Annotated in this window: 25 protein-coding genes; 10 read left to right on the top strand and 15 right to left on the bottom strand. The window is 44.6% G+C overall.

Going from position 1 to position 26736, the window contains the following annotated elements:
• The first annotated feature begins 131 nt into the window (after positions 1-131).
• Positions 132-497, top strand: coding sequence for a hypothetical protein (locus Q9R24_RS11625; RefSeq protein WP_005108070.1), 366 nt, complete (start codon positions 132-134; stop codon positions 495-497).
• A 56-nt stretch (positions 498-553) separates the two neighbouring features.
• On the opposite strand, the gene Q9R24_RS11620 is transcribed toward Q9R24_RS11625, so the two are convergent.
• A complete protein-coding gene (locus Q9R24_RS11620; protein WP_212749939.1) occupies positions 554-1048 on the bottom strand; it encodes a DUF4442 domain-containing protein in 495 nt (164 codons plus the stop codon).
• A gap of 117 nt (positions 1049-1165) precedes the next feature.
• Between Q9R24_RS11620 and Q9R24_RS11615 the strand changes: the two genes are divergently transcribed.
• The 6 genes from Q9R24_RS11615 (at position 1166) to Q9R24_RS11590 (ending at position 7494) form a co-directional block, all read left to right on the top strand.
• Entirely contained in the window at positions 1166-2047 is an 882-nt protein-coding gene (locus Q9R24_RS11615; RefSeq protein ID WP_311204547.1) for an alpha/beta fold hydrolase, read from the top strand.
• Positions 2048-2147: 100 nt separating this feature from the next.
• Positions 2148-3512, top strand: a complete 1365-nt coding sequence (locus tag Q9R24_RS11610) for a Na+/H+ antiporter NhaC family protein (protein ID WP_311204548.1) — start codon at positions 2148-2150, stop codon at positions 3510-3512.
• A gap of 331 nt (positions 3513-3843) precedes the next feature.
• On the top strand, positions 3844-4434 hold the full coding sequence (locus Q9R24_RS11605; RefSeq protein ID WP_005108067.1) for an OmpW family protein: 591 nt from the start codon (positions 3844-3846) through the stop codon (positions 4432-4434).
• 174 nt (positions 4435-4608) lie between these two features.
• Complete coding sequence (locus tag Q9R24_RS11600) at positions 4609-4953, top strand: lysozyme inhibitor LprI family protein (protein ID WP_004647317.1); 345 nt, start codon at positions 4609-4611, stop codon at positions 4951-4953.
• A 163-nt stretch (positions 4954-5116) separates the two neighbouring features.
• Positions 5117-7036, top strand: coding sequence for a molecular chaperone HtpG (gene htpG, locus Q9R24_RS11595; RefSeq protein ID WP_004647318.1), 1920 nt, complete (start codon positions 5117-5119; stop codon positions 7034-7036).
• Between the two features lie 194 nt (positions 7037-7230).
• Positions 7231-7494, top strand: coding sequence for a hypothetical protein (locus Q9R24_RS11590; RefSeq protein WP_005108064.1), 264 nt, complete (start codon positions 7231-7233; stop codon positions 7492-7494).
• A gap of 82 nt (positions 7495-7576) precedes the next feature.
• On the opposite strand, the gene Q9R24_RS11585 is transcribed toward Q9R24_RS11590, so the two are convergent.
• The 4 genes from Q9R24_RS11585 to Q9R24_RS11570 all read right to left on the bottom strand — a co-directional run bounded on the left by Q9R24_RS11585 (position 7577) and on the right by Q9R24_RS11570 (position 10789).
• The gene (locus tag Q9R24_RS11585) at positions 7577-8686 is read right to left on the bottom strand and encodes a hypothetical protein (protein ID WP_311204549.1); all 1110 of its coding nucleotides are present in this window, start codon (positions 8684-8686) and stop codon (positions 7577-7579) included.
• 92 nt (positions 8687-8778) lie between these two features.
• Positions 8779-10176, bottom strand: a complete 1398-nt coding sequence (locus Q9R24_RS11580; protein ID WP_311204550.1) for a hypothetical protein — start codon at positions 10174-10176, stop codon at positions 8779-8781.
• Positions 10177-10186: 10 nt separating this feature from the next.
• Positions 10187-10366, bottom strand: coding sequence for a hypothetical protein (locus Q9R24_RS11575; RefSeq protein WP_180087444.1), 180 nt, complete (start codon positions 10364-10366; stop codon positions 10187-10189).
• Positions 10367-10621: 255 nt separating this feature from the next.
• A complete protein-coding gene (locus tag Q9R24_RS11570) occupies positions 10622-10789 on the bottom strand; it encodes a hypothetical protein (protein ID WP_005245837.1) in 168 nt (55 codons plus the stop codon).
• Between the two features lie 410 nt (positions 10790-11199).
• Between Q9R24_RS11570 and Q9R24_RS11565 the strand changes: the two genes are divergently transcribed.
• Complete coding sequence (locus Q9R24_RS11565; protein ID WP_004278594.1) at positions 11200-11400, top strand: dodecin family protein; 201 nt, start codon at positions 11200-11202, stop codon at positions 11398-11400.
• Positions 11401-11465: 65 nt separating this feature from the next.
• Here Q9R24_RS11565 and Q9R24_RS11560 read toward each other — a convergent pair whose 3' ends face one another.
• The 4 genes from Q9R24_RS11560 to ompR form a co-directional block, all read right to left on the bottom strand.
• On the bottom strand, positions 11466-12158 hold the full coding sequence (locus Q9R24_RS11560; protein WP_311204551.1) for a DsbA family oxidoreductase: 693 nt from the start codon (positions 12156-12158) through the stop codon (positions 11466-11468).
• Between the two features lie 232 nt (positions 12159-12390).
• A complete protein-coding gene (locus tag Q9R24_RS11555; protein ID WP_219308196.1) occupies positions 12391-13908 on the bottom strand; it encodes an acetyl-CoA hydrolase/transferase family protein in 1518 nt (505 codons plus the stop codon).
• Between the two features lie 205 nt (positions 13909-14113).
• Entirely contained in the window at positions 14114-15574 is a 1461-nt protein-coding gene (locus Q9R24_RS11550) for an ATP-binding protein (RefSeq protein ID WP_253138360.1), read from the bottom strand.
• Positions 15575-15836: 262 nt separating this feature from the next.
• Positions 15837-16601 (bottom strand): two-component system response regulator OmpR, encoded by a 765-nt coding sequence (gene ompR / locus Q9R24_RS11545; protein WP_004278590.1) that lies wholly within the window; start codon positions 16599-16601, stop codon positions 15837-15839.
• A gap of 335 nt (positions 16602-16936) precedes the next feature.
• On the opposite strand from ompR, the gene Q9R24_RS11540 reads away from it, so the two are divergent.
• Positions 16937-19291, top strand: a complete 2355-nt coding sequence (locus Q9R24_RS11540) for a Tex family protein (protein ID WP_311204552.1) — start codon at positions 16937-16939, stop codon at positions 19289-19291.
• A gap of 59 nt (positions 19292-19350) precedes the next feature.
• Here the strand turns inward: Q9R24_RS11540 and Q9R24_RS11535 are convergent, their stop codons facing one another.
• The 6 genes from Q9R24_RS11535 to Q9R24_RS11510 form a co-directional block, all read right to left on the bottom strand.
• Positions 19351-19668 carry a hypothetical protein gene (locus Q9R24_RS11535; protein ID WP_004729331.1) on the bottom strand — a complete coding sequence of 106 codons (318 nt, stop codon included), beginning with the start codon at positions 19666-19668 and terminating at the stop codon, positions 19351-19353.
• A 60-nt stretch (positions 19669-19728) separates the two neighbouring features.
• Entirely contained in the window at positions 19729-20808 is a 1080-nt protein-coding gene (locus tag Q9R24_RS11530; protein ID WP_311204553.1) for a patatin-like phospholipase family protein, read from the bottom strand.
• A 153-nt stretch (positions 20809-20961) separates the two neighbouring features.
• Positions 20962-22581, bottom strand: coding sequence for an AarF/ABC1/UbiB kinase family protein (locus Q9R24_RS11525; RefSeq protein WP_004729335.1), 1620 nt, complete (start codon positions 22579-22581; stop codon positions 20962-20964).
• A 12-nt stretch (positions 22582-22593) separates the two neighbouring features.
• Positions 22594-23271 carry an SCP2 domain-containing protein gene (locus tag Q9R24_RS11520; RefSeq protein ID WP_180181295.1) on the bottom strand — a complete coding sequence of 226 codons (678 nt, stop codon included), beginning with the start codon at positions 23269-23271 and terminating at the stop codon, positions 22594-22596.
• A gap of 12 nt (positions 23272-23283) precedes the next feature.
• Positions 23284-24228 carry a bifunctional demethylmenaquinone methyltransferase/2-methoxy-6-polyprenyl-1,4-benzoquinol methylase UbiE gene (gene ubiE / locus Q9R24_RS11515; RefSeq protein ID WP_311204554.1) on the bottom strand — a complete coding sequence of 315 codons (945 nt, stop codon included), beginning with the start codon at positions 24226-24228 and terminating at the stop codon, positions 23284-23286.
• Positions 24229-24374: 146 nt separating this feature from the next.
• Positions 24375-25079 carry an FFLEELY motif protein gene (locus Q9R24_RS11510; RefSeq protein WP_311204555.1) on the bottom strand — a complete coding sequence of 235 codons (705 nt, stop codon included), beginning with the start codon at positions 25077-25079 and terminating at the stop codon, positions 24375-24377.
• A gap of 205 nt (positions 25080-25284) precedes the next feature.
• Between Q9R24_RS11510 and Q9R24_RS11505 the strand changes: the two genes are divergently transcribed.
• Positions 25285-26703 (top strand): phosphate--AMP phosphotransferase, encoded by a 1419-nt coding sequence (locus tag Q9R24_RS11505; protein WP_311204556.1) that lies wholly within the window; start codon positions 25285-25287, stop codon positions 26701-26703.
• The last annotated feature ends 33 nt before the right edge of the window (positions 26704-26736 follow it).

Below are 26736 nucleotides of genomic sequence, written 5' to 3'. Positions count from 1 at the left end.
CTTGAACAGAAGAATAATCCATTGATATTTACAAAACTCAGCAGGAATACCGAGAGAAGTAACACGCTACAGATTTTAGTTTCATAAAATGAAGATAAGCTTAATTAAAGCAAGACAGGAAGGCCAAGGTCATGAAAAAATTAATGGGTGTTATGGCAGTTGCCACTCTTTCAACCTTTATGTTGGCGGGTTGTGAAAGTATGTCTGCCAATGAGCAACGGATTGGTGCTGCAGCCCTTGGTGGTGCAGTCGGTGGTGGTGTCGGTAATAAAGTCGGCGGTGGCGTTGGTGCAGCTGTTGGTGGTGGTGCTGGTGCAGCAGTGGGTAGTAAATCCCAAGGCGGTTCAAACCGTAATGCGACCTATAGTGGTGTAGGTGGTGCTGTTGGTTCAGCAGTTGGTAAAAGCATCTTCGGTGGTAATGCGGGTGCTGCAATTGGTGGTGCAATCGGTGGTGGTGCCGGTGCTGCGATTGAACAGGATAACCGTCGTCGTTAAGCCGAATTCACTTCAGATTCATCTAAATTTAAAAGCGCCAATGTGGCGCTTTTATCTTATTTAGGAGCGTTAATTTTCCCTTTGCTCTGTTTCCGCCGGATATATACCGTTTTCTCTACCTCAGCAATCCTGACCCCGGCTTCATCATAAATATTCAGCTGATAATGTCGATACACTGGCGCATTATCGGCCGCCAGATTGATAATCGTGGTAATTTCTTCAGCAGAAATCCGAATATCCGCCACCACTGTGCCGCGACCCGGTGCCAAAAACTGAATGCTGGCGCCTTTATCCCAGACCAGATACTTCGGCCCCAAATGATGCATTAGCAATAACATATAAAAGGGATCAACCATCGAATACAGGCTGCCACCAAAATGCACACCGACAATATTTTGGTTCTTACGGGTCAGCGGCATTTTGACCCGAACATGATAATTATTAAAATCAATCTTATCAATTTCGATGCCTGCACCACGATAAGGGGCATAACGGTTCAGAATAAATTTTGAAACCAGAGGCAGTTTTTGAATTTTCTGGAATAGGCTCATACTGACATTCTTTTTGCGGCTGTGATTATGCATACTAGAGCAACAAAAATGCGCTGGCATTGATCAATCATGCCGATTTATAAACTAAGTGGTCAATAATAAAAACAGGATCAAAAGATGGAAACACAAGTGCAATGGGTCGATACCACGGATCAGCAGCGTCTCTGTGTCAAAACTTATGGACAACCAGAACAGCCGGCCTTGGTACTGGTTCATGGCTATCCTGATCATCAAGCGGTTTGGGAGCCAGTCACTGCTCATTTGAGTCAGGATTATTTTGTGGTGACCTATGATGTCCGTGGCGCAGGGGAGTCCAGTATTCCCAAAAAAATCTCCGATTACCGCTTGGCCCGTTTAAGTCAGGATCTGGATGAGGTGGTGAATAAGATATTGCCGAATCGAGCTTTTCATCTGGCCGCGCATGACTGGGGCTCAATTCAGTCCTGGGAATCTGTCACCAATCCACGCTTCAAAGGACGAGTTCTGTCTTATAGCACCTTGTCTGGACCATGTCTGGATCATGCCGCTTTCTGGATGCGTGAACAATTCCAGCAAAACAAAGCAAAATTCTTAAAGCAAATGAGCAAGTCCTGGTATATCGCGATGTTTCAGTTGCCCTTGGTGGCGCCATTGGCCTGGAATTTTTTCAATCCGCAGCGTTGGGCCAAGATCGTGCAGCAACTGGAAAGAGACGATGATCTGCCACTCAACCCGCATATTGTCAAAGATGGCAAATATGGGGTGAACCTGTACCGGGCCAATTTTTTACCACGTTTGACTCAACCACGGCAGCGCTTTGCCATCTGTCCGGTACAGGCGATTGTACTGAAATATGACCAGTTTGTCGGGCCAGATCTGGTCTATGAGATGTCCAAATGGGTGGATGATTTTTCGAAAATAGAACTGGCTGCCAATCACTGGGCGATCCTGAGTCAACCGGAGCAAGTGGCTCAATTGATTGATGAGTTTATTCAGCGTAAATCTGTTGTCATCACTTGATAGGCCACTCAACTACACATGACCCGGCCAGAAAAAAGTGGCGGAATTTTTATCCGCATTTTCTGATAAAATAGCCGCTTTCTCTCTATTCCGATTCATTATGTTCGCAATTCTTGCTGCTATTGGAGTCATGTTCGGACTCTCGTTGGCACGTGTACCTGTGGTTTTTGCCCTGGTCATTGGTGCTGTTACAGGTGGTTTATTGGCAGGTCTGGGCCTGCAGGGAACCTTGGACGCGTTTAACAATGGCTTGGGTGGGGGTGCCAAAATTGCCTTAGCTTACGGTATTTTAGGTGCATTTGCTTTGGCTCTGGCGCGTTCAGGTCTGCCGGATTTACTGGCTTATAAAATGATCAGCACCTTAAAAGGTGAGGCCGATTTTAAAGCGCAAAACCGGGTGAAATATCTGATCTTTTTCACAGTTGCCATTGCTGCCGTGTTCTCGCAAAACGTTATTCCCGTGCATATCGCCTTTATTCCCGTTCTTATTCCACCGCTATTGATTGTATTTAACCATTTACAGCTGGATCGCCGTTTGGTGGCCTGTTTGCTGACCTTTGGTCTGGTCGCTACTTATATGCTGATTCCAGTCGGTTTTGGTGCGATCTTCCTGAATGATATTCTGGGTCATAACATCAATACCTTTGGTAAACCATACGGATTTGAAATTAGCTATGACCAGATTCCATCTGCGATGGCAATTCCAGTATTCGGGATGTTTGTAGGCTTATTGGTGGCGATCTTTATTAGCTATCGCAAACCACGTCAATATCAAGATATTCATGTCCAGGAACAGCAAAGTATTTCTGCTGAATTGGGTGTGGCTGAGCAGGTTAAACCGCAGATTGCCAAATTTACCATCTGGATGGCAGGTCTTGCAGTTATTGCCACATTGGCGGTACAGCTTTATTCAGATTCGATGATTCTGGCCGGTCTGGTCGGTGTCGCGATCCTGAGTTGTGCCGGCATTTTCAAATGGAAAGAAGCCGATGATGTGATCATTACTGGTATGCGCATGATGGCGCTGGTTGGCTTTATCATGATTGCAGCACAAGGCTTTGCCGCGGTGATTGAAGCGACTAATCAGGTACCAACCTTGGTTGAAGCATCAGTGAACTGGATTGGTGATAGTCAGGCACTGGCCGCATTTCTGATGCTGTTGATTGGTTTGCTAATTACCCTAGGCATTGGTTCGTCTTTCTCAACCATTCCCATTCTAGCGATTATTTATGTACCGCTGTGTATCCAGTTCGGTTTTAGCCCTGCGGCGACCATTGCGATTATCGGAACTGCAGCAGCTTTGGGTGATGCCGGTTCTCCAGCTTCGGATTCAACTTTAGGCCCAACTTCTGGTCTGAATATGGATGGTCAGCATGATCATATGAAGGATAGTGTGATTCCAACCTTCATTCACTTTAATATTCCGTTAATGATTTTTGGCTGGATTGCAGCCATGGTTCTGTAAGTCAATTTCAATCTGCTCTGATATCTATTGGAGCAGATTCATCTGGATTTAAAATAAATAATAAGATGTATTTAAAATATATGTTTAAATAAAAATTAATATAAACCTGATTATTTTACTCTGAATAAAGCCATATTTATCTGATTAATATACTTGGTATTTAAAACCAACCAATTCAGTAAATTTAAAATAAATAACTTTTTAAATCAATATTTTAAATAATAATTTAAAATTAGTTTTATAATCCTTATTGCATATTATTTTCCCTCGTGTTTATTATTAATTAAGATTTATTTTCTTAATAATTATTCTTCCTGTGGGGTATTTTAAAATGTTAAAGCAAGCTGCTCTAATTGCATTAATGGGTCTTTCTGCATCTGCGATGGCAGGTCAATGGCAGGTGAAAGTTGGTGCCAGTTCTTTAGCACCATCAAGTGACACTGAAATTGCACCAGGTTTAGTCGTAGAAGCGGATCAAGAATATGGTTTTACGCCATCGGTTGAATACTTTTTTAATGACAATATCTCTGCAGAACTTTTATTAGCTACGCCATTTAATCACGACATTTCTGCTCAGGGTCTAGGGAAAATTGCCAAGATTAAGCATCTTCCACCCACAATTACCGCTAAATATAACTTTAAAAATGCAACACGTTTTACGCCATATATTGGTGTAGGTGGCACAGCTTTTATTGCTTGGGATGAAGAAGGTCTGGCTAAAGATGTGAAAGAGGAATTTGGTTTGGCAGGTCAGGTTGGCTTTAATTATCAGCCAGCCGATGCCAAAAACTGGGGAGTATTTGCTGACGTGCGCTATGCAGATTTGAGTCCTGAAGTGACTTTAGATGATGCTGATAATACTAAATTCGACTTGAATATTGATCCTTGGGTTTACACGATCGGTTATAGCTATAAGTTTTAAATTCTAGTCTTACTCAACAAAAAAGCCTCATCTTGAATGAGGCTTTTTTTCAAAATAACAACGATTTATAACTTATTGAAATTGAGCAGATCGGCAATGTTCAACTATATTAAAACGAATAAAGTAAATATTAATTGAATACGACTTAATAATTGAATAATAAGGAAGATCAGCATGAAGTTTTTAAGCCAAGGTATTGTGATCTTCTTCAGCCTGCTGGCAGGGTCTGCCTATGCGGCAAGTTTTGATTGTCAGAAAGCTGAAACCGTGACAGAGAAAGCGATTTGTGAACATCGTCTGCTCAATGATGCCGATGTCAAGATGAGTACCAGCTATCATATTTTACGCCGTATGGTGCCTATGGGAACCCGTTCGGTGATCCAGCGTGATCAGGTGAAATGGCTACAGTTCCGTGACCGCTGTCAGGAATCGGTGTCCTGTCTGAGCCAGGTCTATAATATGCGCCAGCAGCAAATAGACCTGCAATTTCAACGTATTTATAAGCTCGGGCCTTATTAAGCCTTAAACCTAAGCCTTTACAAATCCAAGTCATTTTAGATCAAGAGATCCTTTATAAAATATCTTGAGAAAAAATATACAACTGGCTATTGAAAATTTAGTAACTCACTCCATTCATATAGGCAACAGTATTGACCTGTATTTAAAATAAAAGGAGTGATTAATGAGCGAGTCTAGCGCACAAAAACATAGTTTCCAGGCTGAAGTGGCTCAGTTACTACATCTCGTGACCCATTCGCTTTATTCAAACCCTGAAATTTTCCTACGCGAATTGATCTCGAATGCCTCAGATGCATGCGACAAATTACGTTTTGAAGGGATTAACCATCCCGAATTTTATGAAAATGATCCGGATCTGCGCGTTCGTGTCAGTCTGGATGCAGACAATAAAACCATTACCATTTCAGATAACGGGATCGGCTTAAGCGAACAGGAAGCTATTGATAATTTAGGGACTATTGCCAAATCAGGCACCAAAGACTTTATGTCCAAACTGACCGGCGATCAAAAGGCTGATGCCCAGCTAATTGGCCAGTTTGGTGTCGGTTTCTATTCCGGTTTTATTGTGGCTGACAAGATCACGGTAGAGTCGCGTCGTGCTGGCACAGATGTCTCTGAAGGGGTGCGCTGGATCAGTGGCGGAACCGGTGAGTTCGAAGTTGAACAGATCACGAAACAAGGACGTGGTACCGATATTATTCTGCACTTACGTGACGATGCGCTGGATTATCTGCAAAGCTATAAAGTGAAGCAGATTATCAATAAATATTCAGACCACATCAGCCTGCCAATCCAGATGCAAAAAGAAGTCTGGCAGGAAGAAGAAGCGGCTGAAGGTGAAACATCTAAAGGTGGCCAGTATGTCAAAACCGATGAGTGGGAAGCCATTAACTCGGCCAGCGCATTATGGACTCGTAACAAGTCTGAAATCACTGAAGAGCAGTATGTCGAGTTCTACAAGAACTTAAGCCATGATTTCGCAGCGCCATTGGCCTGGGCGCATAACCGGGTTGAGGGCAGCACTGAATATACCCAGTTGTTATATATTCCAAGCAAAGCGCCACATGATATTTTCACCCGTGAATCCAAAGCGGGTATCAAACTGTATGTGAAACGTGTGTTCATTATGGATGATGCAGATAACCTGATTCCAAACTACCTGCGCTTTGTGCAAGGTGTGGTGGACAGTGCCGATCTGCCATTGAACGTCAGTCGCGAGTTATTACAAGAAAGCCGTGATGTAAAAACCATCCGTGAAGGCAATACCCGCCGTATCCTGACCATTTTGGATAATCTAGCTAAATCTGAAGATGAAAAAGATCAGGCAAACTTCAAAACCTTCTATCAGGAATTTGCTTCAGTATTGAAAGAAGGTCTGGGTGAAGATTTCAGTAACCGTGAACGTATCTTGAAACTGCTGCGTTATGCAACATCAAACAATGACGAGGTCAGCACGTCATTGGCAGACTATAAAGCACGCATGAAAGACGGCCAGAAAGCCATTTATTATGTGACTGCAGATAGTCTGAATGCTGCGAAAAATTCACCGCAACTGGAACTGTTCAAGAAAAAAGGCATTGAAGTTCTGTTGATGACTGAACGCGTGGATGAATGGGCGATGAACTTCGTGAATGAGTTCGATGGTACGCCTTTGCAAAACGTGTCTAAGGGTGCAGTTGACTTAGGTGACCTTCAGGATGCCGAAGAGAAGAAAGCCCTTGAAGAAGCCGCAGCCCAGTTTAAACCGGTGGTGGATAAGCTGACGGATTCATTAAAAGACAAAACCAAAGAAGTGCGGGTGACGACGCGTCTGGTCGATTCTCCGGCTTGTCTGGTAACTGGAGAAGGTGAGTTGTCTCCACAACTGATTCGTATGCTGAAAGATGCAGGTCAGCCTGTGCCGGATATCAAGCCGATTCTGGAAATTAACCCAGAACATCCGTTGGTGAAAAAACTGGATGGCTCGGCGCAGTTTGATGATCTGGCCAATGTGATCTTCGACCAAGCGGTGATTGCAGAAGGTGGATTACCAGAAAATCCTGCTGAATATGTCAAGCGAATTAATAGTTTGCTGCTTGCTTAAGTGCTGATGTATTGAATGAGAAAATCCCTCTTAGGAGGGATTTTTTATGTCTGCTTCATTTTTCAATTCTAGAAATGATCTGGAAAAACGATAGACAGGATAAAAAAATACCTTCGAATCATAAATCTATATTTTGGATTATTAATTAATTTTTAATTTATAATTACGATTATAAAGCAAAGAGAGAGAATGTTATGAAATTTAAGCTGATGATCAGTATGGGCGCTGTAATCCTGATGTCGATGAGCCAAGTTAGTCTAGCGGCACCTGCTGCAGAAAAAATGGTACGCACAGATCGAATCAGTTTTTATAAAGTTGCGAAAGTAGAGGCAGCAAAACTACAACGTGTGCAACATAGCGATCGTATTCGCTTCAATATGCCAGTGATGGAGCAACCCTCATTGCAGCAAAAACGTGTGCTACGCAGTGATCGTATTATCCTGAATAAAACCAGCTAATACTTACCGCGCTGATTGCCTCAGTAATATTGAAAAAAGCCCATGAATGATGGGCTTTTATTATTTTCTAGTATCAGTCAGTTTAAAACAACGCTTCTAAACGTACCAAAGCCCCGACATAGTGATCACGATCTTCGCGATGATCATTCAAATAGTTCAGGTCGGTCTGGACAAAAAACCATTCACGTAAAAAAGGTTGTCTCCACGACACATAGGGGCCCCAGCGATTAAGACGCAGATCCTTGTCATTCAGATAACCACCGGTATAAATGCCGTAACTAAAACGGTTGTCCTGAAAAAACTGATGTTGCCTAAAGGTGTAGTTGTCCCAGGTCAGATCGTCGTCTTGATCATCTGCATAAGTCAGACTAAGCTGATTGGAGAAAAAGGCCTGATTGGGACGGGCATGGATCAGCTCCAGATTGGTCCGTAAATAGTTTTCACTTTGAATGCCATAGCGATAAATCTGTTCGGCATGAAAAGAGTAGTCATTTTCTAGTGTCCAGTCCTTACTGGCTTTGACACGCAGATAAATATCATCGCCAGAACGTAGGCCCAGATCGAGATCGGTTTCGAAAGGAATGCGATCTGACCATTCAGACCAACGTAAGGCAAAAGAGCTGTTATCTTCACGGGCACGTTTAGTATCCAGACGCTTATTTCCGGAAGTGGCAGGATTTTCATTGGTAATCGCGACATTGCTGTCTAATTCATTGTCCAGACTGTCATCACCAAACACCACACTCAGCTTTTGTTCCAAGGTCGGAAGCTTGATCTTGCCGCGGATTCGGGGCTTAATCTCATAGCCTTCATATTCATCCCAGCGATTATCTAGAATGATCCGTAATGTAGCTGCAGCTGGCTGATCCGGATCGCTTTCACCAAACCAGTTATCAATTTTATGCGCAGTACGATCGGCCCATTCGCGGATGCCTTTCTGCTTTTGATCCGCCCATGAATAATTTTCTGTCTCTAGCGTGGATGGAACAATGGCTACATTTGATTGCTCCGGCAGAACCGTGGGTGTTGCATCGATCAAACGTGGAATCTGATCCAGCAAGCCTGATCGGCTTGGCTCTATATTCGTTGGACTGGCAGGAGCAGTTGTGACTGAATTGGCCCAAGACATGCTACCACTCATTCCTAAGCCCAGAGAGAGCAGTAAAATTTGAGTAATCCTGTTTATTTGCATGAGATATTTGTTGCTCTTGTATTCTTATATTCAGCTGTAGTTTTCTAAAAAAACGCCTTAAAAAGCAAGTTAAAGCTACAAAATAACAGCAATTATTCAATCATTTGAGCCTGAATTTCTCGATAAAGTTCCAGCACTTGAATCGGTTGCGGCATTGTTAAAATAATATTGTGAATATTCTGCCAATTGAGCTGTTTGTCGCGTTGCAGCAAGATGTGTGGATAGGCCAGCTCATCCTCTGCAAGAGAGATGCGTTTTTCACCATGAATCACACGGATTTTTTGATGTTCCTGTAGCAAGAGTACAGGAGTAGAAAAATCAGCAGCAGCCTCTTTAAAAGAAATAAATTTCTGCTTCTGAATAAACTGGGCGGGTATAAACGGATGGTAATCTGGCTGTGTCCAGATTGTTTCAGCCTGCTGCAAGTAAGCTGTTGAAAAAAGCTCGAGTTGCATGAAACTGGCGCTTAAAGCAGACCATGCCAGTGATTTAATCGCCGCAGCCTGGCGTTGATGATGGCTGAGCCAATGTTGAATACAATAGTGAGCCTGCAACTGACTCGGTACCCCTAAGAGCATCAGATATTTAACAAACTGGCCTTGCAGATTCAGTTGTTCAACCAAATAAACCTGACGTGCCTGCCAGTTATCTTCTGCTGCATAATACAGTGCGATATCCAGATAGATGGGATGTTCGATATTGGGACCTAATTCTAAAGCACAGAGTCGCTGGATATTGGTTTCTTCTAAGCCTAAAGGGTGTACATGAGCGTTTAGTTCGCCTAGTTGAATCTGTACAGGGAATTGAATCAATTCGGAGACTGTGATCTGTTCTTGCGGAATGGTCGTTTCAGCTTTGAGCTGAGGATCTAGTTCCTTGGGTTCAGTCAGTATCTGATTGGTTGACTCATTTGAGCGATTTAATTCTAGTGCATGTATTCTTGCCCTCGGCCGTCCCCGATGATATTTGGTTGTTTCCACAGCTTTTAAGCTGGTTTCAGCTTCGTTTAAGGATAGGGCAGGAACAATCAAGGGTGGATCCTGTTTCAGACACGAAAATTGCTGCTGTTGTTGCAAAAGCCAGATATAACAGTGTTGCAGTTCAGCCCATTGGCTGTGCAGGGCAGGAGATTGGGGAGCCGGGATCAGCCAGATTTGCCAGCCACGTTCAGGATGATGTAAAACTGCCCAGCCAGAATCCGGATGGGCAGACAATGCTTGTTCCAGCGTCAAGACTTCGGTGAAATAGCCACGAAAGCTTAGATGATAAGACGTGTTAGCAGAAAATTGGTAGGCGACAAGTTCAGGCTGAGTGCGGGCTTTAAATGCTGAAATTTGGGTTTTGAAAATAGGCTCATCACACAGATTAAAAATATCGCGTATTCTTTTTTTAGAACGGGCAATTTCATATAAAGGCAGGACTTTATGCTCCAGTTGCTGCGCCAGTCCATGTAGTTCTTTAATTAAGTGTGCTTTTTCTAAAGCATTCATTTTTTGATCTCTAGAGATGTTTCAGTGCTTTATCCAGGGTTTGTGCCAATGCGAGGTTGACCGCCAGCTCGACCAGTCTGTATTCAGCAGAATTCGAGTCTGTATAGCTTTCTGCCATTTCAATTAAATAATCAATAGAAACTGACTGAGGCGGAATTTTGCCCTGTACCAATGCCTGAAGTTCATGCATAAAAAATTTTCTTATCATTAATCTATTTATATTGCTGCAATTATAAGCAGAGATCACATAAAATAGTGATCTATTTTGAGTATTTTATAAACAAATTTTTTAATTAAAAGTGATAAAAATCAATAGAAAAAATGAGAGTAGGAAATAGTCGATATTTTTTTTAGAGTCGTGTATCTTTCACACGGAATGTGGTCAATGTGATCAAAAAAAACAGGCTGAATCAATCAGCCTGTTTTAATGAAAAATAGCTTTGCATTAAGCTGTTTTTTCAGTTGCTACAGTCGCAGCATCTGCATTTACTGTTTCAGCAGGTGCTTTAGTTGCTGGAAAGTCTGGCAGATGAACCACTTGCGCCATTTGTGCAGACGCTTGAACAGAAAAAGCCATAACGGTTGCTGCGAAAGCAAATTTAAGAGCATTCATAGGATGACCTTTAATATCAGAGTGTTCAATGACTTGAACAGAGGAGAATATTTAAACTTAATTCGGGTGAAATAATAGCAAATAAGACTTAATAGAAAATGATAGATTCGGCAAATTTAGGCAGTAAATTTTAGATAAATTACTCTATAAAACAATAAATTAGTATATTTGCTCTAGTTTGATTTGTGTGGTTTTACAGGGCTTTATACTTTATTTTAGCGATGAGAATCTGGACTTGATCAAGTGCCAAAACAAGCGGCGATGTGTTTTTGATCTGCCAATTTAAGACTGAATTTCGAGCTTTGTTAAATCCATGTAAGTTTTTGCTATCGCTTGTTTACGGGCTGCTGCAATCTTCTAAGAATGGACTAAGATGGAATTCCATTCATTTTCATCCTGAGAGTTTTATTATGGCAATTGCAAAAGTGGTAGAAGTCAATTCAAGCAGCAATAAAAGCTTTGAAGATGCGATTCAAACGGGCATTCAAAAAGTCACAGAAACGGTCAAAAATGTACAAGGTGCTTGGATCAATGAACAGAAGGTTGTCATTAAAGAAAATAAAATCACGGAATATCGTGTCAATTTAAAAATTAGTTTTCTGGTTGATTAAGCGAATGCCATTCAATAACAAATAAAAAACCCCATTTGAAATGGGGTTTTTTATTGAACGTTATTTTATTTAGCTTGGTCTGGCGTGTCACACATTTCTGTTGAGCACTGTGCTGCCTGACTGTTAGTTGACGTATCGAGCGCTTTTTCAAATACTTGCAAGAAAACTTCCTTAGGCTGGGCACCCGCCAAAGCAATGCGCTGATCAAAGACAAAGAAAGGGACGCCTGTGACCTTAAGCTGGTCATGTGCCACTTCCTGATCGAATTTGACAAAGTCGGCATATTCTTCCGAATCCAACAGGTCATCGACTTCGACCGGATTCAGACCGATACGTGCTGCGACATCTTCCAGTGTTTCACGCTCTCCAATCGCCAGACCTTGGGTCATATAGCTATAGAAGAATGCTTCCTGTGCTTCATTGCCCAGACCTTTGCTTTGCGCCAGGTGAATCAAGCGATGCGCATTAAAGGTATTGCCTGAATTGGCACCTTCCCAGTTAAATTCAATGCCTTCGGCTTTGGCCATCTCAGCAATATTGCGCTGCATCTCTTCGACTTCTACCACGGTGCGGCCATATTTTTGCGCCAGACGCTCAGAGTTAGACACTTCCTGACGTACCGGTGCTTCAGGGTCGAGCTGGAAACTGTGCCAATGCACTTCTAGCTCAATACCTGCTTCTTGTGCAGCAGCTTCTAAACGTTTTTTACCAATATAGCAGAAGGGGCAAACCACATCTGACCAGATATCTACGCGCATGTCATGTCTCTAATTTTGCTCTTGTGTTCAAGTATGAGGGTGAAGAATCAGAATTTAAAGTCCTTGAGCATCAGAAGTGTATTTCTACAGCAGATCGGCAGGATAAATAAAAGAAGAAAGAGCAGGCGATAGCCAGGTGGCTTTCTTAATATAATCAGGTTCTGACTATTCAAAAAAAATATAAAAATGCCATAAAAAAACGCCCCGTAGGGCGTTTTTTGAATGCAGTCGATTATGCAGTTTTTACTGCAGCTTCAACAGCAAGCATGTGACCATTTTCTTCGAAGTTTGAGTGCCAAGAAAGCGCCTCACGAAGAAGATGAGGCGTATGGCCCCCTTTTGCACATGCACGGTCAAAGTAATCATTCAACGCATCGCGGTACATTGGGTGCGCACAGTTATCAATCACTGCACGTGCACGCTCACGCGGTGCCAAACCACGAAGATCCGCAAGACCTTGTTCAGTTACCAGGATATCAACATCATGTTCTGCATGGTCGATATGTGAAGCAAACGGCACTACAGAAGAGATGTCGCCACCTTTCGCGATTGATTTGGTTACGAAGATCGCTAAGTGGGCATTACGTGCGAAGTCACCTGAACCACCAATACCGTTCATCATTTTGGTACCACATACATGAGTTGAGTTCACGTTACCGTAAATATCAAACTCAAGTGCAGTGTTGATGCCGATAATACCTAAACGGCGTACCAGTTCAGGATGGTTTGAAATTTCCTGTGGACGTAATACCAGTTTGTCTTTGTATTGCTCAAGGTTGTTAAATACTTTCTCGCCGTATTTTGCAGAAAGTGTAATAGACGAGCCTGAAGCAAACTTCATTTTACCGGCATCGATCAATTCAAACGTACAGTCTTGCAGAACTTCTGAGTACATGATCAGGTCTTCGAAGTTTGAATCTTTCAGACCGGTCAATACCGCATTTGCGATTGAACCAATCCCTGCCTGAAGAGGCCCCAGGTTTTTCGGTAAACGCTCTTCAGCCACTTCTTTTTCAAAGAAAGCGATTAAATGGTTGGCAATACTTTGAGTTTCATCATCTGGTGCGGTTACAGTAGATGGAGAGTCGTGCAATTCGCTGTTAAATACGATACCAACAATTTTAGATGGATCGATATTGATCGCATGCGTACCAATACGCTCATCAACTTGAGTCAATGGAATCGCTTGACGCGTTGGACGATACGTCGGGATGTAGATATCGTGCAAGCCTTCAAATGCCGGGCTTAAATTCGTATTGATTTCTACAATCACTTTTTCAGCAAAAATCGCAAAGCTTGCAGAGTTACCAACAGATGTTGTTGGAATGATGCCGCCATCTTCAGTAATTGCTACGGCTTCGATGATCGCAACGTCTGGTTTTTTCAACTGCAGGTTACGCATTTGCTCAACAGTTTCAGACAAGTGCTGGTCAATGAACATCACTTCGCCGTTGTTGATCGCTTTACGTAAAGTATTGTCTACCTGGAACGGTAAACGACGTGCCAATACACCAGCTTCAGTCAGTTGTTTGTCTAGATCGTTCCCTAGTGATGCACCAGTAATTAACGTGATCTTTAATGGATTTGCTTTTGCCTGTTGAACCAAAGCTAAAGGAACCGCCTTCGCTTCACCAGCGCGAGTAAAGCCACTCATACCCACAGTCATGCCATCTTGGATGAATTCAGCCGCTTGTTCAGGGCTGATGACTTTGTTGTGTAGGGAGGCTAAACGGATACGATCTAAAGACATTTTAACTCTCATTAATTCTTAAACTATGATACGGATTGTACCGCTCAAAAAATGTATTGTGCATAGGTGTTAGGCTAAGGTCTAATTTTTTAGCTAAATGTAGGTATAATAAAAAATGATGATTTTTAAATGATTGAATTCGTGAACTATAAAATGAATTGTATAGAAAAACTAAAAAGTCATTTGTTGAATTAATGATCACTTATTAAAAGTGATCAGTCAAAGTTTGGCGAATTTTATCGAGTGTAGTGGCTGGGGGAAGTGTCTCTGGGTTCTCTTGATTCACGGGTAGTGAAATGATAGCTTCAAGCCCACCTTCAGGACGATTATGGATACGCAATTGACCATGGTGAATATCGACAATCCGTTTCACAATGGCCAGTCCCAAGCCGCTGCCTTGTACCGTTCTTGCCGAATTGCCCCGAACAAAAGGCTGCATCAAGGCTTCGATCTGATCTTCCGGGATGCCTTCGCCATGGTCTGCCACACAAATCAACAGTTGATCTTCTTCAACATGGGCAGAAAGCTCAATTGGTTCGGAACCATAACGTTTCGAGTTATTGATCAGATTACCAATCAGTCTTTTCAGCGACATGCTGCGCGCCTGAATGGTCGGTATTTCTTGCGGAGTGAAACGGATATCTAGCGGTTTAAACTGCTTGACCAGTTCCTGTAGCAGTACATTGACATTGGTGTCCTGCGGTTCTTCATCGGAACCGTCGCGCATATAGGAAATGAACTGATCCAGAATCGCGTCCATATCTTCGACATCATAAATCAGACCTTCTTTGAGAAAGTCTTCATCTGGCATCATTTCGGCACTGAGGCGGATCCGGGTTAAGGGCGTGCGCAAGTCATGTGAAATTCCGGCCAGCATAATTCGGCGTTCCCGCTCGGTCTGATCCAGCGTATAAATCATCTGATTAAAGGCATGATTCACTTGACGGATTTCCAGTGGACCATGATTGGTATCCAGATAGGGCGCCGAACCGATTCGGCTATAACTGTTGGCGGCGTTCTGCAAACGGCGTAAAGGACGGTTGAGCTGACGCACCAAGGTCAAAATAATGATGCCGACAATAATCGGCGTGCCAAGCAACCAGCCCAAAATCAGTTCATTGCTATAGTTGGCATAGGTCTTTAAAGGTTCCTGTACCCAGTGGCCATTCATTTCAGGGGTCTGGATCCAGATACGTGGACTCGGCTTAAACTGGAAATAGACCGTGGCTTGTTCGATGCGTAATTCTTTGGCCAGTTTGGTTTCGATCTGCCGGGTAAAAAACTCTGCAATCAGCTTTTCTCGAACCGTGGGATATTCTGCCGGATTGGTGACATATTCAATGCCGACCCGATTTCTTAACCAGTCATCGATATCGACTTCCTGCTGTTTATGATACAGGCGCAGATCGGGATTGTTGAGAATTTCCAGTTCCATGGCCAGATAACGCGCATGTTGTTGGATTTCAGGTAAAAACAGGGTACGCCAAAAGAACCACAAGGACATGAATAGGCTGAAACAGACCACAAAAACCACCAGTACCGTGGTACGCATGGCAGCAGAACGCGGCTTGATCTTGTCGAGAAAGCGTTCCCAGCGGGTACGCTTTTTTTCCGAGTAGCTGACAAAATCGGTAAATTTTTGTGGATCGATGGGGTCGAGTTTCACACCAGCTCCTTGTAGGCATTTTCCAAATTGAGCAGTAATAATAATTTGTAATGGAATCTTACTGCTTGAACCTTCGATGAAAGGAGCTTGTTGTGTTACTTTTTTTGAAAAAATGAGTAACACTGTTACGCAAGTAAAAACTTTTCCATTCGCTGAACTCGCGCCTTTGTATACGAGCCTTTAAAGAAGGGGAAGCTCAAACAGCAGCGAATGGCTTTTAGGGACAATAGATTGGGGTAATCTTTATCCTATAAGTTTTCCTTTATTCAGCACCATCTGGAACAAAGACATAACCCACACCCCATACAGTCTGGATATAACGTGCACGCGCTGGGTTTTCTTCCACTAAACGGCGTAAACGTGACACCTGAACATCAATTGAACGTTCCATGGCACCCCATTCACGGCCACGCGCCAGATTCATCAGCTTGTCGCGGGTTAATGGTTCGCGTGGATGTTGAACCAGTGCTTTCAGTACCGCAAACTCACCAGTAGTGAGCGTTACCACTTGGCCTTCACGGGTCAGAGTGCGGGTAGAGAGATCTAGCGACCATGGGCCAAAAGAAACCACTTCCATCTGTTGGCTTGGTGCACCCGGCACTTCACGTACCTGACGGCGCAATACCGCACGAATACGTGCCAGCAGCTCATTCGGGTTAAACGGTTTAGGCAAGTAATCATCGGCACCTGCTTCTAAACCGGCAATACGATCCGAGTCGCTACCACGAGCGGTGAGCATAATGATAGGCGTATCGATATTGGATTGGCGTAAACGACGACAGATACTCAAGCCATCTTCGACCGGAAGCATAAAGTCGAGCACGATCAGAGAAAACAGTTCCCGCTGTAAAAGTCGATCCATCTGCGTGGCATCATGTGCAGTTTTAACCACAAAGCCTTTATCTTCGAGAAAACGCTGTAATAAGGTACGCAGACGAACATCATCATCAACCACCAGGATCCGTTCGACCCGGTCCGTTTCGGTATGTACGGCATCGGCTTTTTCAGCAGGTACAACTAAACTCATGAGATGCTCCTTTATTCTTTATTGTCGTCATAAACAAAAATCAAATAGGCTTTGAGTATACGATTCATTGATATTAATTGACTATGCTCTAAAGCACCAAATATTGCAGTTAAAATCAAGACATAGATACTAAATATATACATCTAAATGAGCAAAAAATACGATTTTAAGCTGGATAAAAAGCAAAGTTCATACAAACTTTATCGGGAAAAGCTGAAAACTGTGGCACTTCATAATATAAAGATGAGGTAAATTAATAAAAACAATGGTGGATTTTATAGACCCGGTCTTTATAATCATGCCATTTAGTACTTATCCTTGTGGGATCAAACACGATGACTGACTTAGTTCAGCAGTTGGCAAAAGAACTTGCCGTACGTCCAAATCAAGTTGAGGCTGCCATCAAGCTTATTGATGAAGGTGCCAGTGTTCCTTTTATTGCACGTTACCGTAAAGAAGTAACGCAAGGCTTAGACGATACGCAACTACGTCAACTCGATACGCGTTTATCATACTTGCGTGATTTGTATGAGCGTCGTGAAAAGGTGATTGAATCACTCAAAGAACAAGATAAATTATCTGATGATTTATTGGCGCGTGTGAATGCCGCTGAAACCAAAAATGCATTAGAAGAAATTTACGCGCCGTACCGTCCAAAACGTACCAGTAAATCATTCAAGGCCAAAGAAGCCGGTCTAGGCCCGATTGCCGAAAAAATCTTTAATGAAGCCGTTGATCCAGCTGAAGCTTTGGTGGGTTTTAGCCATGAAGATTACCCAGATACTGAAAGCCAGCTTGATGCGATCCAGCACATCCTGATTGATGACTGGGCGCAAAATATCGCGCTGACCACTGAACTTAAAGCGACATTTGCAAAAACTGCCGTGCTGAAAAGTTTGGTTGCCAGTGATGAGAAAAAAGAAGTCGGTAAAAAATTCCGTGATTATTTCGATTTCTCTGAAAACTTGAATAAAGTGCCTTCACACCGTTTATTGGCGATGCTGCGTGGCCGTCAAGAAAATGTTTTAGGCCTGAAAGTGGATGGCGAAGATGATGCCCCGTTGGCGCGTATTGAAACTGAATACAATCTTGAAACTATTCAGCCACAAGCGCGTCAGGATTTCTTGAAGCAAACTGCAAAACTATTTTGGCTCGGTAAAGTTCGTCCAACGATCGAACATTCATTGCTGACTGAAAAACGTCTGGCTGCTGAAACAGAAGCGATGAACGTCTTTGCTGAAAACCTGCGTCATTTACTGCTTTCTGCACCTGCAGGCGCACGTACCACTTTGGGCGTGGACCCGGGTATCCGTACCGGTGTGAAACTGGCGGTAGTGAACGAGTCTGGTGATGTTCTTGCACACAGCACGATTTATCCATTTGCACCAAAAGACGATAAAGAAGGTTCACTGGCCGAGCTGGCGCGTTTATGCCGCGAGTTCAATATTGACCTGATCGCGATTGGTAATGGTACTGCAAGCCGTGAAACTGAAGCTTTAGTTGCTGAAATGATGGCTGCGAACAGTGATCTGAAAATGACGCGTGTTTCTGTATCTGAAGCAGGTGCATCGGTGTATTCAGCATCTGAACTAGCTTCACAGGAACTGCCTGAACTAGATGTATCTATTCGTGGTGCGGTATCGATTGCACGCCGTTTACAAGATCCACTAGCAGAACTGGTGAAAATCGATCCGAAATCGATTGGTGTGGGTCAGTATCAACATGACGTGAACCAGACCGGTCTGGCGAAAACCCTTGAAGCGGTCGTTGAAGACTGTGTGAACTCAGTGGGTGTGGATGTAAATACTGCATCAGCAGCAATTCTGGGTTATATCGCGGGTCTGAATAAATCGATCGCACAGCAAATTGTGGAATTCCGTAAGGAAAATGGTCGTTTTGACAATCGTCAGTCTTTGAAAAAAGTACCACGTTTAGGCGAGCGTACTTTTGAGCAGGCTGCGGGCTTCTTGCGTATTCAAGATGGTACAGAACCACTGGATGCGTCTGCAGTTCACCCTGAGTCATATGCTTTGGTGAGCAAAATTGTTGAAGCAAAAGCAACGACTGTAAAAGACATCATTGGCAATACTGAAATCATTCGCCAAGTGAATGCAGAAGAATTTGCAGACGAGAAATTTGGTCTGCCGACGATTCAAGACGTATTGGCTGAACTGGAAAAACCGGGCCGTGACCCGCGTCCAGAATTCCGCACTGCTAAATTCCGTGATGACATTACTGAAGTTGCGCAATTGTCTGAAGGCATGCAACTGGAAGGTGTAGTCACTAACGTGACTAACTTCGGTGCATTTGTCGATGTGGGCGTGCATCAAGATGGTTTGGTGCATATTTCTGAACTTGCCAATGAATTCGTCGCTGATCCGCATAAAGTGGTGAAACCGGGTCAAATCGTACAAGTCCGTGTTTTGAATGTGGATGCTGAACGTAACCGCGTGAATCTGTCGATGCGTCCTGAAGGTTCTGAAGCGCCGGCGAAAGCACCACGTCAGCCACGTCGCGAGAACAATGAGCCACGTGGTGAACGTAAGCCTCAGGGTAAACGTCCACAGCAAGGACGTCCGCAAGGTGATCGCCCTCAGGGTAAGAAACCTCAAGCGGCTAAACCACAAGAGCAAAAAATTGGTGGTTTGGGTGCATTGCTATTGCAAGCAGGGATTAAAGGTTCTAAATAATTTTCAGATATCTTTAATTTAAAAAAACCTCCCAATTGGGAGGTTTTTTTATTGGATCATTATGAGTTAATCATCGGCACAATCCAGCTGGTGATAATCAGCAAAATACCGAGATGCCCCAATTTTCGTGTCACATAGACCAGTTTAGATGGTGGCTGTTCCAGTCTTTTTGCATATTCTTCCATGCTAATGCCGGGCTTGCCTTTACTGGTAAATAAAAACACCGCCAGGTCGATACAGATCAGAATCGTACCGATATCAGCGACCAGTTCCATCAGGACAAAATCCTGGCGATACAGCGACATGCTGACGCTATAAATCAGATAAATGGCGAAGGCCAGACACAGGTATTGCAGGACAACTAAAAACTTCTGCATAAATCTCAACAGTTCACAAAATTAAAGCAATTATACAAATAATCGGGCAGCTGCTGCCAATTACAAGGCTTGCATCACCTCAGCAAAATTCTGCTTCTCGACCAGTTCCAGAAATTCATCGCCCAGACGCTGACTTTCCGCAATACATTGCTTCCACAGCTGAATCCGTTGGGTTTGATCCAAACCTTTTAAGTTAAAGTCTTTACGATCAGGCAAACGACCCAAAGGCAAACTTTGCAGATATTGCTGCGATGGAGAAAGCAGCAAAGTTCGTGCCTGATTTTCTGGATTTGAGGTACGTTTAAATAACTTGTCGAACCAGCCGGGGGTAATGCTATCGGTAAAATGTGGATACAGCACAATGCCTTTGCTCTGAAAGGGCAGGTCAATGTGATAATCAATCAGGCCACCATCGCGATAATAACCCTGCGGTGCATCCGGAATATTGTTCACCGCTGCCATTACCCCGGGAATAGAGGCTGAAGCCATCAGCCAAGACAACACACTCTGTTCGGTCAGTGCATGATAATGCGTGGTAAATCCATCTTCAGCGATTTTAAACTGTTCACCGATATTGGGCTGGCTGATCACACGTTGCATGAAATAACGGCTGTGCCGGCGCGCGACTGCGGTCGTTCCAAGAATTCCAGCCACAGAAGCCAGCAACGGCAATGCCTTGTCACTCTGGAAAATGTGTTGGGCTTTAATTGAGATGACTGCGAGATGATAATCTGGATGATTGACCAGATCGTTTTCTTTGCCTTGTACCAGATTCAGCAGCATGCCACGGCAGATGTCGCTGACATCCTGACGGGTCATTTTTTTATGAAAATAGAGGTTGGTATAGAGTTCAGCTAAGCGTTCGGTTCCCTGTCGAGCACCATGTGCAGCCATACTGGCAAAGCGCCAGCTGCCAATCGAAGAACCCACCAAAGTTCTACGGTGAGGTGCACGTGGAAAAAACTCACCAAAAATCGCCTGATCCAGTCCCTGGATACCGATACCTTTGGGGCCACCTGCAGCACCAGGTACAATATCGACTTGTTCGGGTTGCAAACCTTGTTGCAGAATCAGCTCACGTGCCAGATGGCCGGCACGAATCGTCAGAGCAGGCGCACGTTTTTGTAAAATCTGTACCATGGTTGAACCTATACTAGCCAAATGTGTGCTTATTTTAAGCGATAGGTCTTAGGACCCAATGGCAAGATATGTCCTAAGGTGACTTTGGAGTCATGCGATGCCCAGAAAATAAAAAACCTGAACAGTGTCAGGTTTTTTTAAAAGCTCATTTAGTTATTTCGCAATCCGCCAGACGGCCAGTACACTCGCCAGTACAATCAGAATCACCGACACAAACCACGGTGAAATAATCGCAATTGCCAGCAGAATGGCCATGACGCTGCCAAACATCCAGCTACGCTTCTGTTGATGTTCCATTTGCAGGCGCATGCTTTGTAATTCATTGAGCTGTTTGGCATGCCAGGCCGACTGATTTTTTAAACCGTTTAAGCTGTCGATCATCAGGGTCGGTAAATCCTGTGCCCCTAAAAGCAGATCCGGAATTTTCTGTCCCAGTTCTTTCAGGTTCTTTTGCGGATTCATCTGGGCCTTGATCCAGTCCGTTAGGATCGGTTTGGCCAGACTCCAGATATCCAGTTCAGGATACAGGTCGGTTCCCAAACCTTCGACATGCACCAAAGTTTTTAGCAGTAGCATCAATTGAGGGGGAATTTCCAGATGGAAACGACGCGCGATATCCATGACTTCAATCAGAATGCCGGCAAAGTCCAGTTCATGCATCGGTTTTGAGACCATTGGCCCCACACTGCGGCGCATTTCACGAGCCAACGCATCCTGATCAGTTCCCGGTGGAATCCAGCCGGCCTGATGCACCACCTGAATCAGCTGCATAAAGTCGCTGTTCATGACCGCCAGTAGCATGCGTGCTACGGTCATCTGGTCATGCTTGGACAGCTCGCCCATAATCGCGCAGTCCAGCGCAATAAAACGCGGATTCGCCGGATTGATGGTTTCTACAAAGACGTTGCCCGGATGCATATCGGCATGGAAAAAATTATCGCGGAACACTTGAGTAAAGAAGATGGTCAGGCCTTTACGCGCCAGATCGGCACGATCCATGCCCAACCGGTCAAAGGTCGCGATATCTGAAATTGGTACCCCGGTAATACGCTCGGCCACCAGCACGTCTTTGCTGTCCATGTAAATTTCCGGCACATACATCATGCTCGAGCCGGTAAAATGATGGCGCATGCGGCGGGTATTGTCTGCTTCCAGCGTCAGGTCCAGTTCATTCAGAATGATCTGTCGATAATCCTGAATGATTTCCGACAGGTGCAATGCGCGGGCAGCTTCCAGACGTTTTTCCAGAAATTGACCGAGCCATTCCAGAATTTCAAAATCCTGCAAAATCTGCTGGCGAATATTCGGGCGGGTGACTTTAACCACCACTTCACGGCCATCATGCAGGGCAGCCGTATGCACCTGAGCAATCGAAGCTGCAGCCAGTGGCTGGGTATCGAAACGCGCGAATAGGGTATTTACATCAGCTTTCAGGGATTCCTGAATGCGCATCTTGGCCACGTCATTATCAAATGGCTTGACCCGGTCTTGCAGTAACACCAGTTGCTGTAAAACTTCAGGTGGAATCAGGTCACGGCGGGTCGAGAGCAGTTGACCGAGCTTGATCGCCAACGGCCCCATTTCTTCTAAAGCCAGTTTCAGCTTGAGCGGATTTTTACGTTCACGACTGGACCAGGCAGCCGGATGCATCCGGATGAGGGACAGTACATGCCGGGATTTTTCTGGTAATTCTTCCGCAGGAAACAACGTGTCGAGTCGATAGTGCGCGGCGATGCGCCAAAGTTCGAGTAAACGTGAAACATGCGGAATCATAAAGCTGTGTACCTAGTCTTGAGTAGAATTGTTTGAGGCATCGATTTGAGCCTGAAGTTGCTGGATTTTTGCTTCAACCCGATCTAAATTTTGATTCAGGATACGGGTGTCCTGATTCAGGTCATCCATTTGCCAGCGAGGGGCAAACAGACCGCTGTCTTCTTTTAAGGCATCTTCGGCAAAGAATAATTGACTTTGCAGGGTGCGTTTTAGCTGCTTGGGTAGCAGTTGCAATTTACCAATTTCATGCGCCAGTGTCGGGCCAATCCAAGGACTTAAATGCGCCGCCAGATCCAGTTCCGCCTGTTGCATGATGCGCTGGATTTCCTGCAATAACTTGTAGTCGCCTTGTAGGGGAATATTACCGACTTCATCGGAAAGCAGCAGCTTGAGTAATTCCACCACATTGCTGACCTGCAAGGTTGCTGTCGCTTCGGTGATTGTCGCGGAACTTGCGTCAAATGGACGTTGTTCAAAGACCGAAGGTGTTTCGGTATGACCGGTTGCCGTTGGTTCCAGACGAACTTTGCCTTCATCAAAAAACACATCAACCGAAAGCTGCGGCGAGGCGATCACCACCCGCAGCATTTTGCCGGACAGGGCATTCAGCTGGATGCGGGTAATGGCATCCAGATCAATCACATGATGAATCACGCGTTCAACAGCACCAAGTGCCAAAATTGACCACATAGGCAAGGAACCTTAAAGTTTGAAACCGCGGTGAACCGCAACAATCCCGCCAGTCAGGTTGTGATAGTCACAATTCTGGAAGCCGGCATTTTCCATCATGCCTTTCAGGGTGCGCTGATCTGGATGCATACGGATCGATTCAGCTAGGTATTTATAGCTTTCTGCATCATTGGCAATGATTTTTCCCATGATTGGCAATGCCGTGAACGAATACAGGTCATACAGTTTAGAGAATGGTTCAAACACTGGTTTAGAGAATTCCAGAACCAGTAAACGGCCACCTGGCTTAAGGACACGGTACATCGCAGCCAGTGCCGCATCTTTATCGGTGACGTTACGCAGACCGAAAGAAATCGTTAAAAGATCGAAGCTGTTGTCTGCAAATGGTTCTAAGGTTTCGGCATTGGCCAGAACGAAATCGACATTGGTACAGCCCGTATCAATCAGACGGTCACGACCGACATTCAGCATGGATTCGTTAATATCAGACAGTACCACATGACCCGTCGGGCCCACTTCGCGGCTAAAGACTTTAGCCAAGTCGCCAGTACCACCCGCGATATCCAGCACATGCTGGCCACGGCGTACACCTGACATATTGATTGCAAAACGCTTCCACAGGCGATGAATACCAAAAGACATCAGATCATTCATGATGTCGTATTTGCTCGCCACCGAGTGGAACACTTCTGCGACTTTCTGGGCTTTTTCTTCGCTGTTGACAGTTTGATAGCCAAAGTGCGTGGTTGAGCCGACGTTGCCTGTATTGGCACCGCGTGGCAGATTGTATTTAGGCACAGTACCCGTCACAGGCGTATCAGTCAGACGTTGTTCTAAAGATTGTTGCTGACCTTGCGGGGTGCCTTGTGGAAGGGGTTCAGTTAAGAATGGGCTCACTTTGTCTGTCTGTTGTGCCGACTCGGGGGTAGGGGTAGGCGTTGTATTTTCATTCGACATTGGAGTCACTCCTAACATATCAATCGGGTTAATCTTGCATTGTCTGCATCATGACAGATTCTAAAGGCTTATTCAGCAATCATGATGCAATTGTTATGAATAATATACAGAAAAATTCACGCTTGGCAGAAATACTCATCGGGTATTTACTGAAATGGTAGCGGATCGCCAGAATGTACTTTCTCGATAATCTGGCGTTCGGTTGCCGTGAACGCGCGTACAAATTTTTCTGCCGATTTGAGTGGCTTCATGGCCAGAAAACCATCCTGCATAAATTCATACATCACCTGAAAGTTATATTTATTCGCCGCGCCCTTACACATTTTAAAGGCCGTATAGACCACAAATGAACGCATATATTTATCCAGACTCATACCGAGCTGATCCAGTAGGGCTAACTGTTTCAGGCGTGCTTCACCCTGATCCAGTTTCAAATAGGTCAGGCGCATCATCTCGTCAGTCAGCGGTTCATGTGGATGATAATCCTGTAATAACTGAATCGCGACCTGTTCATCCAGCTGTACCGCCAGAATAGCCAACTCTACGCCTGAGGTGCCGGTTTTAATGGCATTTTCCGGAATAACTTTTTCTGCTTTATGCGCATATTTCATCAGCCGGGCAATCTGTTCCGCCAGCGCATCAAAGTCAGCGCCGCCGTAGAGACGGTTCAGGAAATATTCGGACATCAACAGGTTTTGTTTTTCAGCAAAATGGGCGCGATGGGTGCGCTGCATGCGGACTTTCTGCCAGGCTTGCACATCCTCTAAACGGCTTAGAATGTCAGACCGGGTGTGATAAGCCAGTTGATAATAATGCGCTAACAGATCATCGAGTACGGCAAGTTTGGACATGAGGCTTCAATTATGATTGGAGGATGCAAGAATCTTAGAGGCTGCCGGACAATCCTGCTATGACAAATTGAACAGAGATCGGGCATTTGTATGTCAATCTGTTGTTTAAATAGCCAATTTAATCGTGTGAAAAACGTTGCCAGAGCTATTTTTGCGCTGAAACTCCTCGCTATACTGCAGACAGAATAAAAGATCAGGGTTGAAGATGCGTATGGAACAACCACAATTTCAGTTAATGGATGAAGATCAGCTGTCTGTCGAGCTGATTGATGCCCAATATAATTTAAAAAAGACCCGGGGCCAGAAAAATGCCAAAAGTCTGGTGATTCTGGTGAATGGCATTGAGCTGGCCGGCAAGGGTGAAGCGGTTAAACAGTTACGTGAATGGGTCGATCCGCGCTATTTGCGTGTGAAAGCCGATAAGCCTCAGCTAGCCGGCCCGAAGCAGACCTTGTGGCAACCTTATGCACGTTTTATTCCTGCCGAAGGCCAGATCATGGTGCTGTTTGGTAACTGGTACAGTGATCTGCTTGGCAGTGCCATGCAAGCTGAAAGCCCGCTGAGTGATGCACAGTTTGATGAATATCTGCAAGAGATGCAGGCCTTTGAACAGGACCTGAAAAATAACCATGTGGATGTGATCAAGGTCTGGTTTGACCTGTCCTGGAAAGTCTTGCAAAAACGTCTGGATGCCATGGATCCGAGTGAAACTCACTGGCATCAACTGCATGGTCTGGACTGGCGCAATCGCAAAGAATATGACACCTTGCAGCGCCTGCGTCAGCGCTTTACCGAGGACTGGTTCATTATTGATGGCGAAGATGAGCAGCAGCGCGACCAGCAATTTGCCCAGTATATCCTGAGTGCCTTGAAACATTGTCCGGATCATCCCGCCAGAGCCAAGGGAAGATGGAAACAGGCCAAGATTCCCGAGCAGTTAAAACATCCTTCCAAGACTCAAGCCCAGCCAGAAGATTACAAACCGGAACTAAAAAAATTAACCGCGAAGGTCGCCAAAGCCATGCGTTCCGATTCGCGTAATGTGGTAATTCTGTTTGAGGGCATGGATGCTGCTGGCAAGGGCGGCGCGATCAAGCGGATTGTCAAAAAACTCGATCCACGTGAATATGAAATTCATACCATTGCCGCACCAGAAAAATATGAGCTGAGCCGTCCTTATTTATGGCGCTTCTGGACCAAGCTGCAAACCGATGATGATATCTGCATTTTTGACCGTTCCTGGTATGGTCGGGTATTGGTAGAACGGGTAGAAGGGTTTTCTAGTCCGGTAGAATGGCAGCGTGCTTATGATGAAATTAACCGTTTTGAACAGAGCCTGGTCAAGCATCAAACGGTGATTGTGAAAATCTGGCTGGCAATCTCTAAAGAGGAACAGGCAGCGCGTTTTAAGGCGCGTGAAGATACACCGCATAAGCGTTTTAAAATTACTGAAGAAGACTGGCGTAACCGGGAACGCTGGGACGATTATCTGAAAGCGGCAGCCGATATGTTTGAACATACCTCGACCGAGGAAGCGCCCTGGCATATTATTGCGACCGATGATAAGAATACCGCACGGGTCGAGGTGTTAAAGGCTATTTTAAAACAGCTTCAGGCAGAATAGTCTACCTGAAGTAGAGGATTTTAAAAAGTTTAA

The sequence above is a fragment of the Acinetobacter sp. RRD8 genome, assembly GCF_031844225.1.
Classification (GTDB): Bacteria; Pseudomonadota; Gammaproteobacteria; order Pseudomonadales; family Moraxellaceae; genus Acinetobacter.
This window is presented reverse-complemented; position numbering and strand designations above follow the sequence as displayed.

Excerpts from the sequence above, each read along its gene's own strand:
- Q9R24_RS11590 (WP_005108064.1), top strand. The coding sequence starts at position 7,231 with ATGAAATTTAAGCTGATGATCAGTATGGGCGCTGTAATCCTGATGTCG.
- htpG (WP_004647318.1), top strand. The coding sequence starts at position 5,117 with ATGAGCGAGTCTAGCGCACAAAAACATAGTTTCCAGGCTGAAGTGGCT.
- Q9R24_RS11625 (WP_005108070.1), top strand. The coding sequence starts at position 132 with ATGAAAAAATTAATGGGTGTTATGGCAGTTGCCACTCTTTCAACCTTT.
- Q9R24_RS11575 (WP_180087444.1), bottom strand. The coding sequence starts at position 10,366 with ATGCATGAACTTCAGGCATTGGTACAGGGCAAAATTCCGCCTCAGTCA.
- Q9R24_RS11565 (WP_004278594.1), top strand. The coding sequence starts at position 11,200 with ATGGCAATTGCAAAAGTGGTAGAAGTCAATTCAAGCAGCAATAAAAGC.
- Q9R24_RS11525 (WP_004729335.1), bottom strand. The coding sequence starts at position 22,581 with ATGATTCCGCATGTTTCACGTTTACTCGAACTTTGGCGCATCGCCGCG.
- Q9R24_RS11600 (WP_004647317.1), top strand. The coding sequence starts at position 4,609 with ATGAAGTTTTTAAGCCAAGGTATTGTGATCTTCTTCAGCCTGCTGGCA.
- Q9R24_RS11585 (WP_311204549.1), bottom strand. The coding sequence starts at position 8,686 with ATGCAAATAAACAGGATTACTCAAATTTTACTGCTCTCTCTGGGCTTA.
- Q9R24_RS11620 (WP_212749939.1), bottom strand. The coding sequence starts at position 1,048 with ATGAGCCTATTCCAGAAAATTCAAAAACTGCCTCTGGTTTCAAAATTT.
- Q9R24_RS11530 (WP_311204553.1), bottom strand. The coding sequence starts at position 20,808 with ATGGTACAGATTTTACAAAAACGTGCGCCTGCTCTGACGATTCGTGCC.
- Q9R24_RS11580 (WP_311204550.1), bottom strand. The coding sequence starts at position 10,176 with ATGAATGCTTTAGAAAAAGCACACTTAATTAAAGAACTACATGGACTG.
- Q9R24_RS11560 (WP_311204551.1), bottom strand. The coding sequence starts at position 12,158 with ATGCGCGTAGATATCTGGTCAGATGTGGTTTGCCCCTTCTGCTATATT.
- Q9R24_RS11615 (WP_311204547.1), top strand. The coding sequence starts at position 1,166 with ATGGAAACACAAGTGCAATGGGTCGATACCACGGATCAGCAGCGTCTC.
- Q9R24_RS11570 (WP_005245837.1), bottom strand. The coding sequence starts at position 10,789 with ATGAATGCTCTTAAATTTGCTTTCGCAGCAACCGTTATGGCTTTTTCT.
- Q9R24_RS11605 (WP_005108067.1), top strand. The coding sequence starts at position 3,844 with ATGTTAAAGCAAGCTGCTCTAATTGCATTAATGGGTCTTTCTGCATCT.
- Q9R24_RS11555 (WP_219308196.1), bottom strand. The coding sequence starts at position 13,908 with ATGTCTTTAGATCGTATCCGTTTAGCCTCCCTACACAACAAAGTCATC.
- Q9R24_RS11505 (WP_311204556.1), top strand. The coding sequence starts at position 25,285 with ATGCGTATGGAACAACCACAATTTCAGTTAATGGATGAAGATCAGCTG.
- ompR (WP_004278590.1), bottom strand. The coding sequence starts at position 16,601 with ATGAGTTTAGTTGTACCTGCTGAAAAAGCCGATGCCGTACATACCGAA.
- Q9R24_RS11510 (WP_311204555.1), bottom strand. The coding sequence starts at position 25,079 with ATGTCCAAACTTGCCGTACTCGATGATCTGTTAGCGCATTATTATCAA.
- Q9R24_RS11520 (WP_180181295.1), bottom strand. The coding sequence starts at position 23,271 with ATGTGGTCAATTTTGGCACTTGGTGCTGTTGAACGCGTGATTCATCAT.
- ubiE (WP_311204554.1), bottom strand. The coding sequence starts at position 24,228 with ATGTCGAATGAAAATACAACGCCTACCCCTACCCCCGAGTCGGCACAA.
- Q9R24_RS11540 (WP_311204552.1), top strand. The coding sequence starts at position 16,937 with ATGACTGACTTAGTTCAGCAGTTGGCAAAAGAACTTGCCGTACGTCCA.
- Q9R24_RS11535 (WP_004729331.1), bottom strand. The coding sequence starts at position 19,668 with ATGCAGAAGTTTTTAGTTGTCCTGCAATACCTGTGTCTGGCCTTCGCC.
- Q9R24_RS11610 (WP_311204548.1), top strand. The coding sequence starts at position 2,148 with ATGTTCGCAATTCTTGCTGCTATTGGAGTCATGTTCGGACTCTCGTTG.